Source organism: Modestobacter altitudinis (assembly GCF_005930475.1).
GTDB classification, from domain to species: Bacteria; Actinomycetota; Actinomycetes; order Mycobacteriales; family Geodermatophilaceae; genus Modestobacter; species Modestobacter altitudinis.
This window is the reverse complement of record NZ_SJEW01000006.1, coordinates 38,612-56,715: the sequence shown is the minus strand read 5'-3', so window position 1 is coordinate 56,715 and position 18,104 is coordinate 38,612. Positions and strand designations below refer to the sequence as shown.

At 65.3% G+C, this 18,104-nt stretch carries 9 protein-coding genes; all 9 read left to right on the top strand.

Annotated features, from left to right (window positions below; all coding sequences use genetic code 11):
• Nucleotides 1-390: 390 nt before the first annotated feature.
• The 9 genes from FHL79_RS04105 to FHL79_RS24950 all read left to right on the top strand — a co-directional run bounded on the left by FHL79_RS04105 (nt 391) and on the right by FHL79_RS24950 (nt 17,934).
• The gene (locus tag FHL79_RS04105) at nt 391-2,799 is read left to right on the top strand and encodes a type I restriction-modification system subunit M (protein WP_138757350.1); all 2,409 of its coding nucleotides are present in this window, start codon (nt 391-393) and stop codon (nt 2,797-2,799) included.
• Nucleotides 2,792-4,066 carry a restriction endonuclease subunit S gene (locus FHL79_RS04100; protein WP_138757349.1) on the top strand — a complete coding sequence of 425 codons (1,275 nt, stop codon included), beginning with the start codon at nt 2,792-2,794 and terminating at the stop codon, nt 4,064-4,066. The genes FHL79_RS04105 and FHL79_RS04100 overlap by 8 nt, the downstream gene beginning before the upstream one ends.
• Nucleotides 4,063-7,368, top strand: a complete 3,306-nt coding sequence (locus FHL79_RS04095) for a type I restriction endonuclease subunit R (RefSeq protein ID WP_138757348.1) — start codon at nt 4,063-4,065, stop codon at nt 7,366-7,368. Before FHL79_RS04100 ends, FHL79_RS04095 begins: the two co-directional genes overlap by 4 nt.
• On the top strand, nt 7,365-8,072 hold the full coding sequence (locus FHL79_RS04090) for a M48 family metallopeptidase (RefSeq protein WP_171058003.1): 708 nt from the start codon (nt 7,365-7,367) through the stop codon (nt 8,070-8,072). Before FHL79_RS04095 ends, FHL79_RS04090 begins: the two co-directional genes overlap by 4 nt.
• A 102-nt stretch (nt 8,073-8,174) precedes the next feature.
• Nucleotides 8,175-8,717 carry a hypothetical protein gene (locus FHL79_RS04085; RefSeq protein ID WP_138757347.1) on the top strand — a complete coding sequence of 181 codons (543 nt, stop codon included), beginning with the start codon at nt 8,175-8,177 and terminating at the stop codon, nt 8,715-8,717.
• A 181-nt stretch (nt 8,718-8,898) separates the two neighbouring features.
• Entirely contained in the window at nt 8,899-10,647 is a 1,749-nt protein-coding gene (locus FHL79_RS04080; RefSeq protein ID WP_138757346.1) for a DUF262 domain-containing protein, read from the top strand.
• Nucleotides 10,644-12,920: a DUF262 domain-containing protein gene (locus tag FHL79_RS04075; protein WP_138757345.1), complete on the top strand. Its 2,277-nt coding sequence runs from the start codon at nt 10,644-10,646 to the stop codon at nt 12,918-12,920. The genes FHL79_RS04080 and FHL79_RS04075 overlap by 4 nt, the downstream gene beginning before the upstream one ends.
• A gap of 427 nt (nt 12,921-13,347) precedes the next feature.
• Nucleotides 13,348-15,558: a restriction endonuclease subunit S domain-containing protein gene (locus FHL79_RS04070; protein ID WP_138757344.1), complete on the top strand. Its 2,211-nt coding sequence runs from the start codon at nt 13,348-13,350 to the stop codon at nt 15,556-15,558.
• A 2,205-nt stretch (nt 15,559-17,763) separates the two neighbouring features.
• Entirely contained in the window at nt 17,764-17,934 is a 171-nt protein-coding gene (locus tag FHL79_RS24950; protein ID WP_171058002.1) for a hypothetical protein, read from the top strand.
• Nucleotides 17,935-18,104: the final 170 nt, after the last annotated feature.

Here is an 18,104-nt window from a genome sequence, read left to right as displayed (position 1 = left end):
TGCGCCGAAGGACGATGCACCGCGGTTTCCAACGTCACGGAGGTGCTGTTCCAACTGCCCTTCAGCCACGCCCATAGGCGGTGCCGCAACCCGGGCACCTACGCGCCAGTCAGTGGAGCCGGCTGGCAGTCTGGAAGCGGCAAGAGTGAGCGATGGCCACCGCGAGTGGCGGGATGCAGGCGTGTGGCGTTCCGCATCTGTCGGTCTGGGCGCCTAGGGTCGCTGCGTGTAGCCCCGCCGGGACCGTCCGTGGATCCCGCCGCGCCTCCGTCGGCTACCTGGGAGGGCGAGCAGTCTGATGTCGGTGCGGTCCGTTCTGATGACGAGGGGCGTAGACGCCTGGTGCTGGGCGATCGAGGCTGAGCAACTCACTGACGGGAGCGATCGCTGATGGCGCGGCTGACGCTGCCCCAGCTGGAGCGGCACCTCTTCGCCGCGGCCGACGTACTGCGGGGCTCGATGGAGGCCTCCGCGTACAAGGAATACATCTTCGGCATGCTGTTCCTGAAGTACGCCTCGGATCAGTTCGAGGACGAGCGGCAGCAAGTAGTCGCCGTGCAGCTGGCCCGCGGGCGCTCACAGGCCGAGGCTGAGCAGCGCGCCGAATCGCCATCCTTCTACAAGACCTTCTACGTCCCTACACGCGCGCGGTGGGCGCAGATCCGCGATCACGCACACCACGGGGTCGGCAGCGAGCTCAACAAGGCGCTGCAAGCGCTGGAGCACGAGAACCGGTCGCTGGACGGCGTCCTGCAGCACATCGACTTCACTCGCAAGGTCGGGCAGTCGTCGATGTCGGACAAGAAGCTGCGTGAACTGATCATGCACTTCAACAAGGTTCCGCTGCGCCAGAATGACTTCGAGTTTCCTGACCTGCTCGGCGCCGCCTACGAGTACCTGATCCGCGACTTCGCTGACTCGGCCGGCAAGAAGGGGGGTGAGTTCTACACGCCCCGCGACGTCGTCCGGCTCATGGTTCAGATCGCCGATCCCCATGAGGGCATGAGCGTCTACGACCCGTGCACGGGCTCGGGCGGCATGCTGATCCTTTCCAAGGAGTACGTCGAGGAGAGCGGCGGTGACGGGCGCAATCTGGCCCTCGCCGGCCAGGAGCGCGACGGCAGCGTGTGGGCCATCTCCAAGATGAACATGCTCCTGCACGGCATCCCGGACGCCGACCTCCGCAACAACGACGACGGCACCCTGGAGGACCCGGCGCACATCAGCGGGGGAGAGCTCCAGCGGTTCGACCGGGTGATCACCAACCCGCCGTTCTCCATGAACTACGCCGCCGACGGGATCCCGTTCCCGGAGCGGTTCCGCTACGGCTACACGCCCGAGAAGGGCAAGAAGGCCGACCTGATGTTCGTCCAGCACATGCTGGCGGTCACGCGGCCGGGCGGCATGGTCACGACCATCATGCCGCACGGGGTGCTCTTTCGCGGCGGCGACGAGGGCAGGATCCGCACCGGCTTCCTCAACGATGACATGGTCGAGGCGGTGATCGGCCTTGGCCCGCAGCTCTTCTACGGCACGGGCATCCCGGCCTGCATCCTGGTGCTGCGGCCCCTCGGGTCCAAGCAGGCGGAGCGCAAGGACAAGGTGCTCTTCATTAACGCCGACCGCGACTTCCGCGAAGGCAGAGCGCAGAACTATCTGGAGCCGGAGCACGTCGAGAAGATCCTCTCCGCCTTCCGCGCCTTCGAGGACGTTTCCGGGTTCGCTCGCGTGGTCAGTCGCCAGGAGCTGGCTGAGAACGACGACAACCTCAACATCCGCCGCTACGTCGACACCACGCCCGAGCCTGAGCCGCAGGACGTCCGGGCCCACTTGCACGGCGGCATCCCGATCGGGGAGGTCGAGGCCAAGGCCGAACTGTTCGCCGCGCACGGCATGAAGCCGCAGCACCTGTTCGTCCCCAAGACAGAGGGATACCTGAAGTACGCCGACTCGGTGGCCGAGCGGAGAGACTTGCGTCGCCTCGTCGAAGGCGACCCCGGCGTCGTCGCCGCTGAGGCGTCGGTGCAGGCGGCCATCGAGCGGTGGTGGAAGGACGAGGAGCCCCGCTTCGACAAGCTGGAGACCGTTGCGGATCTTGTTGAGCTCCGTAAGGACCTGATCGGAACGTTCCGGTCGGCCCTGCAAGCGACACCCCTGCTCGATCGCTTTGCCGTGAGTGGCGTTCTCGCCTCCTGGTGGGGGAAGAGCCTGCCGGACCTCAAGGCGCTCGCGACCCTCGGCTACAAGGGCCTCGTCGAGGCATGGGTCGCGACGGTGCTCGATGCTCTGGAAGAGGAAAAGGCCAAGGTCGACCCACTTGACCACAAGGTGGCTAAGGCACTCCTTCCTGAGTACCTCGACCGATTGGCCGCTCTGGAGGCGGAGGTGGCCGAACTGGACAGCACGATCAAGGCGGCCTCTGCCCTCGATGATGAGGATGATGGCGTCGGAGAGTCAGCCGAAGACGCTCTGTCGCCCGCGGGACTTAAGAAGCTGAAGAGCACACTAACAGCTACCAAGAAGCAGCTCAGGACGGGGAAGGCGGCCTTCGCTGATCGCCTCGCAGTAGCCAGTGTGGCCGTCGATGACACGACTGCGCGTCAGATTGTGCTTGACGGCATGGAAAATGACTTGCTGGCCGAGGCCCAGGAACGCATCACCCGGCACCGTCGGGCGGTGATCTCGGCCTTTGAAACCTGGTGGGGCAAGTACCAGACGCCGCTCTCAGCGCTTGAAGCCGAGCGTGACGCTGCCGCCACGGCGCTTGCCGGCTTCCTGAGGGAGCTCGGATATGAGTGACGTGGCGAAGGAGTGGGACCGCACAACCATCAACGGAATCGCAGAAATGATTGTTGGAGGCGGCACCCCCTCTCGGGAAGCTCCCCAGTATTGGGGAGGAGGCATTCCTTGGGTCACGCCGGGCGAACTGACCGGACTTCAGGACAAGTACCTAAGTGAGACCGCAGACACGATTACCAATGCAGGGCTCGCAAGTTCAGGCGCTCGACTAATTCCTTCGAACTCCCTTCTTGTGACTACCCGTGCAACCCTTGGTCTGGTCGCTCTCACCAAGGGCCCGGTGACTACAAACCAAGGCTTCAAAGCCATTGTCTTCTCTGGTCGCGCCCAGCCCGACTTCTACTACCACCTTCTTGCGACACTGAATCGTGAGATCGTGCGTCGCGCATCGGGTACAACCTTCCTCGAGATTTCCGGCAATCAATTCGGGCAGATCGAAGTGCCCGTACCGCCGCTCGGCGAACAGTGCCGAATCGCGGCCGTTCTAGACACAGTCGACGCTCAGATCTCTGTAACGCAGAGCATCGCCGAGAAACTGTCTGTCATCAGGTCGGGCCTCCTGTCCGACCTGATGACGCGTGGAATTGCGCCTTCAGGACGGCTGCGCCCGTCACCGAAGCAAAGCGTGGCGCTTTATGCCGACGGCGTCTACGGATTGCGGCCCAAGGCGTGGCGTGTTGGCTTGCTTGATACCTTTGCCAGGAGGGGTAGCGGTCACACGCCCAACAGAAATGTTCCGTCGTATTGGAACGGTGGCATAAAGTGGGTCTCGCTCGCCGACTCTTCCAAGCTGGACCGGTTCTCTATAGAAGACACAGATAAGCAGATAAGCCAAGCGGGTATCGCAAACTCATCGGCGGTCCTACACCCTGCCGGAACCGTTATCTTGAGCCGAGACGCCGGGGTGGGGAAGAGTGCGATTCTCGCCGAAGACATGGCCGTTAGTCAGCACTTCATGGCTTGGCAGGTGGGGCGCGAACTGAACAACGTCTATCTGTACTACTGGCTGCAGTCTATGAAGCGGTCATTCGAAGGAATCGCTCTCGGAAGTACTATCCAGACAATCGGCCTACCCTATTTCCGCAAGCTTCGCGTCACCGTCCCGCCCCTTGGGGAGCAGGAGGAGATCGCGCATCGCCTGCGCCTCGTCGATGTCGATCTAGATCGCACGCGTGATGAGCTGGCCGCGCTCAAATCGCTTAAGCAGGGCTTGGCTGCAGACCTCCTATCCGGACGCGTTCGGGTGGGGACTGGGGGCCAGTCATGACCTCGGGCCCCGAGTACACAGAAGCCGAAAAGCCACTGCTGGATCAGCTGGAGGGGCTTGGCTGGGAGCTCATCGAGGGTTCAAAGTCGGATCCGTCGGTGACCGGGCGGGACTCCTTCCGTGGCTCGCTCTTGGAGGGGCGGCTCCGCGCAGCTCTCTTCAAGATCAACCCGGGCCCTGACGGCTCGCCATGGCTCGACGAATCCCGGCTCTCCGAGGCGGTCTCATCACTGACCCGGTCTGAAGTAGGCAAGCTCATCGAGCTCAACGAGCGGATGACTGAGCGCCTTCTTGAGGGCGTGTCTGTCGCGGGGCTTCCGGACTGGGATCAGGGGCGAACGCAGCGGATCAGGTTCATCGACTTCGACAAGCCGTCCAACAACGACTTCCTGGCCATCAACCAGTTCCGGGTGGACGAGCCTGGTGGCCAGGCGAAGAAGTTCGTCGTCCCCGACGTCGTGCTCTTCGTCAATGGCATCCCGCTGGTCGTGATCGAGTGCAAGAGCCCCTACGTCACCGACCCGATGGCCGAGGGAATCAACCAGCTCCGCCGCTACGCCAACCAGCGCGATCTGGGAGCACCTGAGGGCAACGAGCAGCTCTTCTGGACCAACCAGTTCGTCGTCTCCACGTACGGGGAAAGGGCGCGCGTCGGCACTTTCACGGCAGGGGCCGAGCACTACCTGGAGTGGCGAGACAGCGCCCCCATGTCGCGTGACGATCTCGCCCAGTCGCTCGGCAAGCCCGTATCGCAGCTGTCGGGTCAGGAGCTGCTCGTCGCCGGCATGCTCAGCCCCGCGAACCTCCTGGACATCGTTCGGCACTTCACGCTGTTCACGGAGGCTGGTGGCAAGCGCGTCAAGATCGTGGCGCGGTATCAGCAGTACCGCGCGGTCGGCCGGGCGCTGCGGCGACTGCGCACGGGCAAGACGCGGCAGCAGGACGGCGAGAGTGACCGCCGCGGTGGCCTTATCTGGCACACGCAGGGCTCCGGGAAGTCGCTCACCATGGTCTTTCTCGTGCGGGCGATGCGCTCGGATTCGGTGCTGCGGGCCTTCAAGGTCGTGGTTGTCACCGACCGCACCGACCTGGAAAAGCAGCTCGCCGAGACCGCCAAGCTCTCGGGCGAGGGGGTGGAGCGCGCCCGGAAGGCGAGCAAGCTCCGCAAGGTGCTGGCCGAGAAGGGGCCGGCCCTGGTGTTCGCCATGATCCAGAAGTACCGCGACACCGACGCGCAGCAGGCCGAAGGCAAGGACATCCAGCTCGCCGACGATGAGTCGCAGGAGTCGCTGGGCGTCCTGAATACCGACGAGACCGTCGTGATCCTGGTCGACGAAGCGCACCGCTCCCAGACCTCGACCCTGCACGCCAACCTGATGGCCGCGCTGCCCAACGCCGCCAAGATCGGCTTCACCGGCACACCGATCATGCGCGAGGGCAAGAAGCGCACCACGGCGATCTTTGGCGACTTCATCGACAAGTACACGATCCGTCAGGCCGAGAGCGACGGCGCCGTCGTGCCAATCTTCTACGAAGGCCGCACGGCGAAGGGAGCCGTGGCCGGCGGCAGCGACCTCGATGAGCTGTTCGAGGACATGTTCGTTGAGCACCCGGCTGACGAGCTGGAGAAGCTCAAGGCGCGGTATGCCACGACGGGCGCGGTCCTGGAAGCGCCGAAGCTGATCGCGGCCAAGGCGAAGTCCATGCTGTGGCACTACGTCTCCACCGTCATGCCCGGCGGATTCAAGGCCCAGCTCGCCGCGACCAGCCGCCGGGCGACAGTCCGGTACCGCACCGCGCTACTCGCGGCCCGTGACGACCTCGTCGGTCAGATCAGCGCGCTATCCGACCATCTCGTGACCGGCGTGTCCGACGGCAGCCTGGATATCGACGCGCTCGACCGCCGCACGCGGGTGCTGGTGCGGGCGCTGCCGCATCTCCCGCTCATCCGCGACCTCGACTTCATCCCGGTGATCTCCGGCAGCCACAACGACGACCCGACGTGGGCCCAGTGGACGGACAAGGCACGCCAGGACGCCGTCATCGCCGACTTCAAGAAGCCGCTGGGGCCGGCGGGGGACCAGACCAGCCCGATCGCCTTCCTAATCGTTCGCACCATGCTGCTGACCGGGTTCGACGCTCCGGTCGAGCAGGCGCTCTATCTCGACCGCTTCATCCAGGACGCCGAACTGCTGCAGGCCATCGCCCGTGTCAACCGGACCGCCCCCGGTAAGCAGGCCGGGTTGCTCGTCGACTACTTCGGAGTTGGTGCCCACCTGCAGCGGGCCCTGCAGGCGTACGCGCCGGAGGATGCCGAGGACGCGGTCGGCGCGCTGGCGTCCATCAAGGACGAAGTGCCGAAGCTGCGGGACCGGCACCACCGAGTCGTCGCCGTCTTCGCCCAGGCCGGCATCGAGACTTTCGATGAGGACGAGGACATCGAAGCGTGCGTCGAGGTGCTCGCCGATGAGGCGCTGCGCGCCCGCTTTGGCGTGCTGCTCAAGCAGTTCCTCAGCACCCTCGACACCGTCCTGCCGCGGCCGGAGGCGCTGCCCTTCGTGCCCGACGCCAAGCGGTTCGGGGTCATTCAGAAGGTGGCTAGCCGCCGCTACCGCGACGACGGGCTCGGCGACTTTGACCCGTCCCTCTACGGCGAGAAGGTGCGCGCGCTCATCGATGAGCACGTCACCGCGCTGGACATCGCCACCAAGATCCCTCCGGTGTCGGTGACCGATCCGGACTTCCTCGCCAAGGTCAAAGGCCTCCCGTCGGCCAAGGCCAAGGCGTCGGAGATGGAACACGCCCTGCGGTTCCACATCAGGAAGAACTTCGACGAGGATCCGGCTCGCTACACGAAGCTCTCCGAGCGGCTGGACGAGATCCTCAAGGGGCTCACGGGCAAGTGGGATGAGCTCACGCTCGCGCTAGAAGAGCTACTCAAAGGCGCCACCGACGAGGTCGACAAGGACGCCGTACACCACGACCCGCTGGTGGCTCGCTTCTACGGCCTGCTGGAGGCCGAGTTCGCGACCGGCGCCGACCTCCCCGGTAAAGTCCGCATCGACCTCGTGTACCTGTCCGAGCGGATCGTGATGGAGGTCGTGGACCACGCCGGCATCGTGCGCTTCTGGCACAACCCCCATGCGCAGGACGACCTGCGTAAGGAGCTCGTCCACACCCTCGATGACCGCGACCTGTTCCCATTCGAGGAGCAGGCCGCCATCGCGGACCGCCTCATGGAGCTGGCCAAGGCCAATCAGCCGCTGATCGCCGAGCGGCTCGGTGGCGGGAGGGCCTCGTGAACGCGCTGGTCCTCCACCTCGATGGCATCCGGGTCTCTGTCGAGAGGGCCGGGAGCGGCCGCAAGGCCCGGCTCACGATCGAGGCAGACGGCTCGCTCCGTCTGCGGGCTGACAGCGACGTGGCCGCGGACGAGCTCGAACAGTTCCTGATCTCCAAGCGGGCATGGGTCTACCGCAAGCTCTCCGAGAAGGAGGCCCTCCAGCACCAGCCGGTCACCAAGGAGATGGTGGACGGCGAGGGCTTTTCCTACCTCGGCCGCAGCTATCGCCTGCAGCTCTCTGACGACGCGACCGACGTGCGGCTCGAGCGCGGGCGCCTCCTGCTTCCGCGCGTGAAAGCCGACGCGGGCCCCGAGGCGATCATCGAGTGGTACCGCCGGCGAGGGGAGGCCTGGCTCAGGCCGCGCACCCGGTCGTGGGCCGAACGGCTCCGCGTCGAGCCGCAGGCCATCTCGGTGGCCAATCTCGGACACAAGTGGGGGAGCGCCTCTGCGCACGGGCGTGTGCGGCTGCACTGGGCCACCTTCCAACTGCCGCCGGCGCTGGTGGACTACGTGCTCGTCCACGAGCTGGCCCATCTCCGGGAATCGCACCACGGGCCGGCGTTCTGGCAGCTGCTCGCTCGGGCCATGCCGGAGTACGAGGAGCTAAAGAGCCAGCTCGCCCGTAAGGGGTCGCGCCTTTGGATGGGAAACGTGACGTGACGTTTCCGGTGCCTCAAAGATTCGCTCTGATCTGACCAGTCAGCGGTACAAGTCCCTTGATTCGGGAGGCCCCGGATGGCCGGAGAGTTTGGTCTTGGGCCGGTGTCCGCAGAGTTCGTGCCGGCCGTGATGCTGTACCGGCGCAGCTGCGCCACAGCGCACCAGGCTCGTCGCCGGGCTATCCAGTCGGTCGGGACGGGCGGCCGGGAACGCCGCCTGCGCGAGATTGACGCCACCGTCGAGACCATCGTGCTGGCCCAGGCTGCCGCCGAGGGCTGGATCCACTGGGCCTACCACCTCGCTGAAGTCGAACCAAGTCGCCGCGGCTGGATCCCTCGTTGGCAGGAGGCGCCACGAGCCATCGCCGGATCCGCAAGCCGTGAACTCGACGAGAAGACAATCGAAACGCTGCGGTGGTTGAACGCGTGGCGGAACTACTTGGTCCACAACGATGCGATGGCGCGGCAGCGAATGGAGACCTTCGTTTCCCAGGGCACTGAGGTCGACCTGCTCACGGCGGACACGGCGGAGGCAGTTATCAGCCGCATGGACGATGCCTTCACGGACATCGGGGGATGCATCGGCTGGCGGACACTGCCCGGTCTGCACTCGGCCTTCTTATGGCGCGCGCATGACGAGGATTGAGGAGGAGTGCTCGAGTCGTCAGCGTCGGTGTGGCATGAAGGAAGTTTCTGTCGCCGCCGCCGGACCGGGTCATCAAGCTAGACGGGCCGGTGCCAGCCCCAGGAGGAACACGGGCCCCGACTGACAAGCTCGCCGCCGTGGCGTCCGACGGCTGTCGGTTCTTGCCGTCAGGATGGCCAGCATGCACCTCGGCACCCCGGCGATCCTCAGGCCCCGCAAGGTTGGTGATCTCGAAGGGACGTTCTTCGTTCCGGACTATCAACGTGGCTACCGGTGGGGGGCGGACGAGGTCCGTCGCCTCCTCGACGACATCAAGGAGGCCGGGACCGCCGAGTATTACCTCCAGCCGGTCGTCGTGAAGCCAATGGAAGACGGCCGCTGGGAGCTCGTGGACGGACAGCAGCGCCTCACGACGCTCTACCTCGTCCTGCGGACGATCAAAGAGTTCCTGCCGCGCACGGAGCTCCGCTACACGCTCACGTACGAGACCCGGCCCGGGAGTGCGGCGTACCTCGACGAGCCGCAGGCGGCGGCGAGCCTGGGGAACATCGACTACTTCCACATGTACGGCGCTTTCACCATCGTGCAGGCTTGGTTCGAGGAGCAGGAGGACGCGACGGCCGCTGCCATCGACCTCTACAAGGCGCTGACGAGCACCGTCTACGTCATCTGGTATGAGGCGCCGCAACAGCCGGAGTTCGACTCGCGGGCCCTATTCACGCGGCTCAACGTTGGGAGGATCCCCCTCACGGACGCTGAGCTCGTCAAGGCATCGCTGCTCTCCCGTATCAAACGTGAGCACGAGACCGCGGCCCAGTGGGACAGCATCGAGCGCGATCTGCAGTCACCGGAGGTGTGGGCCTTTGCCACCGGCTCTTCTACTGGCGGGGCTACGCGGATTGAGCTGCTGCTCGACACAGTCGCGGACTTCATGTCAGGAGGGCGGCCGGAGCACCGCGCCCTCTTCCAGACGTTTGAGACGCTCCGGCCACTCATCGCGGCTGCCCCCCAGGAGTTGTGGGACCAGGTAGTAGACCTGCACTCACTTGTCCTCGGCTGGTACGACGACCGCAACCTCTTCCACAAGATCGGGTACCTGGTCGCGGCGAGGCGCGCATCCTTTTTCGACATCGTGACGCTGGCCCGGGGCATCGCCAAATCTGAATTCGAGGCTGCCCTCAATGTGCTCATCACGAAGAGTCTCAACCTCCCCTGGCACGGGGTCGCCGCGCTGACGTATGGCGGCGGCAGCAAGGCAGGACGGGTGCTCCTGCTTATGAACGTCGAGACCGTGCGCCGCAACGAGCACTCGTCCGAGCGCTATTCCTTCAGCGCGCATGCGCGCCGGCTTTGGTCCCTGGAACACATCCACGCCCAGAACTCGCAGGGTCTCAACACGGTCGAGCAGTGGACGTCCTGGCTAAAGGAACACCGAAAGGCCCTGGACGCCCTGGACATCTCATCCGACCAGCACGCCGCCCTGCAGGGACGAATCGACGCTGCCCTGCCCACGATCACCAGCGACACCTTCGAGTCGCTCCACCGGGAGATCGTCGAGCTCTTCACGGTTAGCGCCGATCCCGACGCGAGCAACGGCCCCGAGGCGGCCGACCGCGACGAGGTGGACTCGATCGCGAACCTGGCACTGCTGTCCCGCAACGACAACAGCGTCCTCAGCAACTCCGTCTTCGAGGTCAAGCGACGCCATATGATCAGCCTCGACCAGAACGGCTCGTACATCCCTGTGTGCACCCGCAACGTCTTCCTGAAGTACTACAACAAGAGCGCGGGAGCCCAGCAAATCCACTTCTGGGGACCACGCGACCGCGAGGCCTACCTAGATGCCATGCGCGCGACTCTTGACCACTACCTCCTTGAAGACATCCCGGAGAACGACCAGCTCGAAGATTCCGAGGAGGGCGCAGCATGAGTACCAACAGCCTCGCCGGCTATCGCACGACCTTTCACGCGATGTTCGGCGCACGGGACGCCGGCGCTCCGCGCGTCGACCAGGTCGAGATCCCCTTGATCCAGCGGGACTACGCCCAGGGGCGTGAGGACGCGAGGACCAGTGCGATCCGCGGCAGGTTCCTCGACGCCCTTCACGCCGCACTTACTGAAGACGCGCCGGTCGGGCTGGACTTCATCTACGGCGAGGTTCGCGACGGCACGTTCGAACCGCTCGACGGCCAACAGCGCCTAACGACGCTTTTCCTCCTGCACTGGTATATCGCTTCCCGATGCGGTGCGCTCGATGACGCGCAGCCGTGGCACCGTTTCTCGTACACCACGCGTCCCAGCGCTCGTCTGTTCTGCGAGCGCATCGTGAAGTACCCGCCCCCGAGCGACGTCGCGGGGCCGCCATCCGGATGGATCACCGACCAAAGCTGGTACCTCCACCTCTGGCGCTTTGATCCCACGATCCGCGCGATGCTCGTGACCCTGGATGCCATCGCCGAGCGCTTCTCGGGCGAGGACGCCGGGGAACTGTGGGGGCGACTCACGGATGGGGTCAAGCCAGCCATTTGGTTTCAGCTGCTGCCCATCGACGAGATGGGCGCAGCCGAGGACCTTTACATCAAGATGAACTCGCGCGGGAAGCCGCTCACAGGCTTCGAGGCATTCAAGTCCCACCTAGGCCAACTCGTCGCGGAGGCGGGAGCCGTCGACGACTTCGGGCACCGCATCGATGGCGCCTGGACAGACCTCGTCTGGCCCTATCGCGGCGACAACAACGTTGTCGATGACGAATTCATGCGTTATTTTGACTTTCTCATCGAGGTCTGCGAGTGGCGCGAAGACCGTGCCCGCGGCGCGGAGGTCCTCACGCCCGAGCAGCGGATCAGCACTCTCCTCGCCAGCACCAACCCCCGTCGACGGGAGCACCTCGAATTCATCTGTGCAGCGTTCGACGTCTGGGTTGAAGGTCCGCCAGTCGCTGAGGTCTTCGCCGACGTCTTCAAGACTTCCGTTCACGGCGACGGTGCGCGTCTCTTTGGCGCGCCTTCCTCTGACCTCTTCCACGCCTGCTGTGACAGATACGGGGCGACTCGTGGTGCGACGCGCCTGTTCTCCTTGACCGACACGCTTCTCCTGTTCGCCGTCCTCGTACACCGGATTCACGAGACCGAAGACGCAGCGGCCCGCTTGCGGAGCCTGCGAAACGTCAACGAAGCGTCCCAGTTCGAGATGCGCGTGCAGAACATGCCCAAGTTCATCCGCGAAGTGGACGCCTTCATGCGGAGCGGGGATATCACCAGCCTCGCCACCTTCAACCAGAACCAGGTGGCAGACGAGGTCGCGAAGCGTGCGTTCCGCGGTCGCCACCCCGAGCTCGCCTCGGCCCTGGCGCGCCTCGAGGACCACGCGATCCTGCGCGGCACTCTGGCGGCCTTCGACCTCGACGCCTCGATCGAAACCCGCGCCGAAGCGTTCGAGGCGGTTTTCGAGCCCCAGCACTGGCCCGCGCTAACTGGTGCTCTCCTTGCGACTGGCGAGTACCAGCGCGACTACGCCGACTCTGACCTCCACCGGTTCGGGTCTCCCACCACCGAAAGCGTGTGGCGGCTGCTCCTAGTCGATCGTGGTGACCGCGTCGCACTCGCTCGTGTCCGTCAAGTGCTCGCGACCCTTCTGGATCGTGTGGCGGCGTCCGAAGCGGACACGCCGGTCGCCCTCGTCGCCATTGCTGATGAGTTCGTCGCCTCGCGTATCGCCAGCTCACATTACGATTGGCGCTATTACCTGGTCCGCTACTCGACGATGCGGGAGGGTAATTCCGGCATGTACTACGGCGCCGACGGACGACTGGGCTACGAGTTGACCATGCTGCGCAAGACCGTGCAGCGGAGCCGGTACCGCGACGCCTATTTGTACGCCGTGTGGTGCGAAGCAGGACGTCCGAGCGAAGTGGTCGATCCGTGGTTCGACGGCTACTCAACCACCCCGCGCTGGATGACCCTGAGCGGGTCGGGGACGGCCCTACGCAGCATCTCGAGGGGCATCGCGGTCCGTACCGGGGCAAAGCCCGGATCCGCTGAGTCACTGAACGAGGTCTGCTCCGCTGCTGGAGCTATGTCCTCCGATGGAGGATGGCTTCTGCCCATTCCACAAGCTTTTCCAGGCGGTGAGTTCGTCGACTCGGTAGACCGTGTCCAGGTAGCTGCCAACTTCCTCCAGCATCTCGTCGCCGCAGGACTTTGATGCCGGGCGGACATCACGATCATGACTGTTGGGCCCTGGGGACGTTGCTGGGGTAGGCCGCGACTCGGGACACCTAACGGGGCGCGGAGGCGATTCAACTGGCGGCTTGGCGGTGCCTAGAGATACAGAGTGACGGCGAGGCCGGCGCGTACCAGCGGCCGCATACACGCAGTCAAGGGCGGACGAGAAGGACGAGACGAGTGGGTGGCGGGTTGCCCGGCGCGACAAGCTCCTGAGGCGCGGCTGGGTCGGCCGGGCGGCCGTCCCGCTGAGGAAGCTTGACGCCGCGCCGGCGACGGAGCTCCCCTGTCGACGGCGTCCTACGTACGTTGGTGGACCAAGGGAAGTCCCCCTCTTGTCCCCCGGCGGAGTGCCGCCTCAGGCGGCTGCCATGCTGCCGGAACACGGGAGGGGGCAGGAGTCCACGATGGTTTCTGGGTGGCGCAAGGTTTTAGAGGGGCTCGGCGGTTCCCAGGCGGCCCCGGTCCTTGAGGCGCTCCTGCAGCCTGAACGCGAGGACCGCATCATCGTCGCCTTCGGCGTCGATTTGCCGGAGCCGGCGGACGGCGAGCTAGACCGCGGCTTTGAGCCGGAGGATGCGGACAACCCCGTTACAGCGTTCGTGTCGGCTAGTCCATTGCGGCTTCGCCGTCAGCTGACCTTGCACTCGGATGCCACTGCATTCGTCGGAGTGCTGCCGATGCCGCTCGCGTCGGGGCCTCCGCCCTCTGATGACGCGCTGCTCGTGCTGGCCGAGGCGGTGGCTGTCGCGGACCGACCACTGCAGCGGGCGGTAGTCGCCGTTCCATATCACGTGATCTCGTCCGCCCGGATGGAACAGCTACGTACGCGGTTGCTGGACCTGGTGCACGTGAGCGACGTGATCCGGGTTCCTTGGCCCTCTGGTCTGCTCGGCCAGCAGCAGGTTCTCCTCCGGCTGGAGCCACGGATGCCGTCCGATGCAGAGCCAACCCGCTTCGCGAGCCTGACACGTGACAATCGACAGGGCACTCGACTAGCCGACGTGCTGCGCACAGCGAGGGGGGGAGCCGCGCCGGCCACGCAGTTCTCGGAGGGCTTCAGCGCCCGGTTGCCCGCCGGCGCCCCGTGGGTAGAGGAGGCGTTGCACCCCGAGCGGCTGAGCCTCATCGAAGCCGCCCACCGCTCCGCCCGCAACGTGCCATTGAGCGAACTGGCCACGGTCCGGTCCGGCCGTCCGGCAGGTCGTGCCGAGGCGATGGAGCCCATGCTTGCCGCCAAGGCCGTGGCGCCGGCCCTACCCGACCTTGCATCGTTACCGATCGAGCCAGTCGCCGGTCGAGCGACTCGGCTTCAGGGCGGCGACATCGTCGGACGTGACATGCGGCCTTACGTCTGGGCGGTCGTTCCCGCCGAACTCGATGGCGTCGTGGCGGGGAACGGAACCTTGGTCGTTCGCCCTGAGGACCCAGCAATGGGCGACTACCTCGTCGCCTTTCTTCGGAGCTCGGTCGCGTCGCGGCTACTGCCGCCAATGGGGACCGTGATGCCGCGGCTGCGCCGCGCGGACCTGGAGGCACTCCCGGTGCCCTACACCGACATCGAGATGGCGACGAAGGCCGCCGCACACGCGAGCCGTGTGCTGAAGGTCCGCGAGCAAGTGCTCAACATCGTCGAGGACCTGAACTCGGCTTTGGACGACGCCTTCACTACCTCGGACGGTGCAGAGGTAGCCGCCCGGGTAGCCCAGGTGGCTGAGCGTGCCACGGTGACGGAGCAGGCACTGCTCCGCCAGGAGGAGCCTACGCAGTCCTACCAAGACGTCTACCCGCACCCGATCGCCCGTTCGCTTCGGCAGATGAAGCTTGTCGAGGACCCGCTGCAGCGATACGACGCGTCCGTACGTGCCGCTGAGGCTCTGCTCGCCACACTCGGGGCGGTTGCGGCCGCCAGTGCCGTGTCCAGCCAGCTGCAGGTTACGGGCGCCGCGGACTGGTTCTCGGCGCTCGACTCACGAGGCCTCAGTCCAGGTCACTGGCTGAAGCTGCTGCGCGATGTCGGGGAGGCTAGTCGTCGTGCTGACCTGGACCCGTTCGGCGTCGGTGAGGCGACGCGGTCCAGGCGGAACAAGGGCCTCCTGCGGGACTTGGATGCGTTGGTGGAGATTCGCAATGGGGTCGCTCATCGGCGCGGCCCTCGAACGGCGGCGGCGGCCGCTGAGCAGCTGCCCGAGTTGGAGGACCTGCTCAATTCGGCGTTGGCCGGCAGCGCCTTGCTTAGCCAGATGCAGTGGTTCTTAGTCGAGCGCGCGGACTGGGAGCGCCGACAGCGCTGGCACATCGTCAAGGCGCTGTCACTGATGGGCGACCATCCGGACTTCGAACGCGCCGAGTTTGGATCGACCGAGCCGCTCGAACCCGGTCTCCTCTACGGGCGGCTCTCCTCGGGCCGTCTCTTACTCCTGGATCCCTTCGTCGCAATACTGCACTGTCCTTCATGTCAGCATGCGGAGCTGTACTACCCGGATCGCCAGCACGGAGGCAGCACCCGGCTGATGAATCTCAGTACAACGCACAGCATCGATTCCGAGCGGTTGGCGAGGGACTTGGACACGGCACGTCGGGAGCTGACGCACGTCGACAACAGCGCGCAGACCTGACCCCGCCCGTCCGGAGACGGGTGGCCCGCACGTAGGGGCCAGCCGTCGCAGACGGGGAGCGCTTTCCGGGGGAGTAGCGAATGGTGGTGACCTCAAGACGACAGTGGCGAGGTGTGTCATTTGGACTTCACCAGACTGTCCGACCCCGCGGAGCAGCCTTGCAGGGGGAGATGTATCCACATGGTCCGCAGCCAACGAGGTTGCTCCCGCTCCGCTTGAGAAGGTCACTTTCGATCCGTCCACGACAGCTCTCACGTGGGCGATGCTCGCCGTCGGGGCCGACACTTCGCCACCGGCACGCGGGAAGCAGACCGAAGGGTCGGGTCCGCCCGCGCCTCCGGAGGAGCTCTTCCGCCCTTCGGCGGAGGAGTGGCGGCCCCTGCGCTCGGCGTCGCGAGCGCCGCCCGTGCCCCTGCCAACCGGGTCCCGGGCACGGGCGTCGGCTAGGCAATCGGCCCAGCCGAGGGGTGAGGCTCATCCTCGGTGGGAAGGCGCGTAGGCGCCCATGTCCGGCCAAATCGACACGGAGCTTCTACCGCCGACAGTGGCTGGCCGACGTCGATCGGTGGGAGCTCCTGGGTCGTGAGCCGGCACTGAGGCACAACGATCGATGGCGAGCGTTCCCCGCGGCATCGACAAGCCTGACCGCAAGGCACTCTTTTAGGCACTCAATATGGTCGTTAATCGCAATTAATGGTTCGCTTGGCTCATTAATAACGTAGCCCTTGAGCTGCGTTTATACGCTACAGCAAACGCGAGCAAACGGATCAAGATCAACTCGCAGGGTAGCGATCTCGGCGCATCGATTCTCGTCGTCGTTCAAGCGCGGCGCAGACGTCGGCCCTAGAGCCTGGACCCATCAAATGCTCATGTATCGAACCCATTGCCTAACCCGATGGTCCGGTAACTCGTCCGGCACCATAGGCGGAAGCTCCCGGCGTCCCAGTATCCCATCTTGAAACTCGACGACCGAGCCGCCAACAAACCGGACGACTGGAGCAGGTGTATCTGGGAAGGCGATTAGCGACGAAGCCCCTGTTAGAGGCCAGAGCTGCTTGACTGTGCCGGCCGCCACGCCAGGATGCTCAATAGCCCAACCAGGGTGGTAGACGAGGCTCACGTACCGCCGCGCAAACCCTAGAGCAAAACCTAGGAACTGCCATTCGCGGCCATCCGCCCGGATTAACGGCAAGAAAAGGTGGTGCTCCTGCCCTGGAGCGACCACTGGATGCGCGCCGTCCTGAACCCAGAGGGTTAGACCCTCCGGCGGGTCAGACCCGTCGACCAGCCAGGTCCACACACTGGGTGGGGCACTGTCCCACGCTTTGGGCTGAGGTAGTCCATCGTTTGCGCTAGTCTTTGGATGTACGAGGAGCAGCCACGTCTTGAGCAACCAGATCGCGGCCGTCTTCAATTCGTCCCCTGACAAGCAAGGCTCGAGCTCACTGAGCAAGCGCCGGCCAGTTCCACTGCCAGGATTTTCGAACCGGCGATTGAGTTCCTTATTGCACGGTTCGCAACAGGGCAGCTTCACGCGTTGAAAGGTACTGGCGATTAGCGTCCGGTGAGGCGCCTCTTTAGGCCCCCAAGTGGTGGTAAATGGGCCAGATTCTTGCGGGAACAGGGCGCGCAACAACCCTTGCGGTAGTACATGCTCCCCGTCGGGGCTAGACAGCCGCTCGCCACACAGGGCGCAAGGGGTCTTCGCGCGCATCTCCTGATTGCGGGTGCGTGCCATCCCGTGACTCTCCTGGAGGAGTGGCGCAACACGCAACCTGCCCCTGGCGAGCCACCTCCGGCAACTACCGACTGAGCGAGGGGTACCAGATCGAGTGCACCGCGACGTCCACGGTGCGGTAGTCCTCGCCACAGTCGTAGCGGTCTCCGAGTCTGGGAAGATTGACAGGGCTCGACCGGCAGAGGGGGCGCGCCAGTAGATCGATGCGGGGTGGGGCGCACCAAGGACCGCGTCCACCCCCCGCGTCGACGCCACGAGCTTGCCCTGCAGTGCCGACAAGCCATGGCGATCAAGTCAGGCAGCCACGGCCTCGCTACGGCGACGACCTCCCGCCCCGTAAACGAAGTGCTCCGACCCACGGCGCCGGGCGGTCCCGCCTGCGCCCTTACGCCCGATCGAGGGAGCTGGCTCAGAGCGGGACGCTGAGGAGTGGACGTTGAGCGAGCTCGACTGTTGTCGTGTGTCGCATGACGACGCCCTCGAACTACCTGATGATCCGCAGCTACCAGGCCGACGACACGGATTGGCCGCGGTGCGAGACGCCCGGCTGTTCCGACCGCTTCATGCAGCACGTCGATGAGGACGTGGACGAGCACTTCCGCGTTGCTCACCCGGGGGTGACGCCCATCCCCTTCTAGCCGCACCACGAGGTCCTCCGCGACCCTGTCAGTGCCTCGGGCTAACTTCAGCTGCCCCTGACCTGCAGCGTCCGCGGAGGACTTTGTGCCTGAACGACTTCCAGACGTCTGGCGGACTCGGGACCGACCGGTGCTGGTCGAGGTCGGTCCGGTGGTTCTGCAGCGTCGGG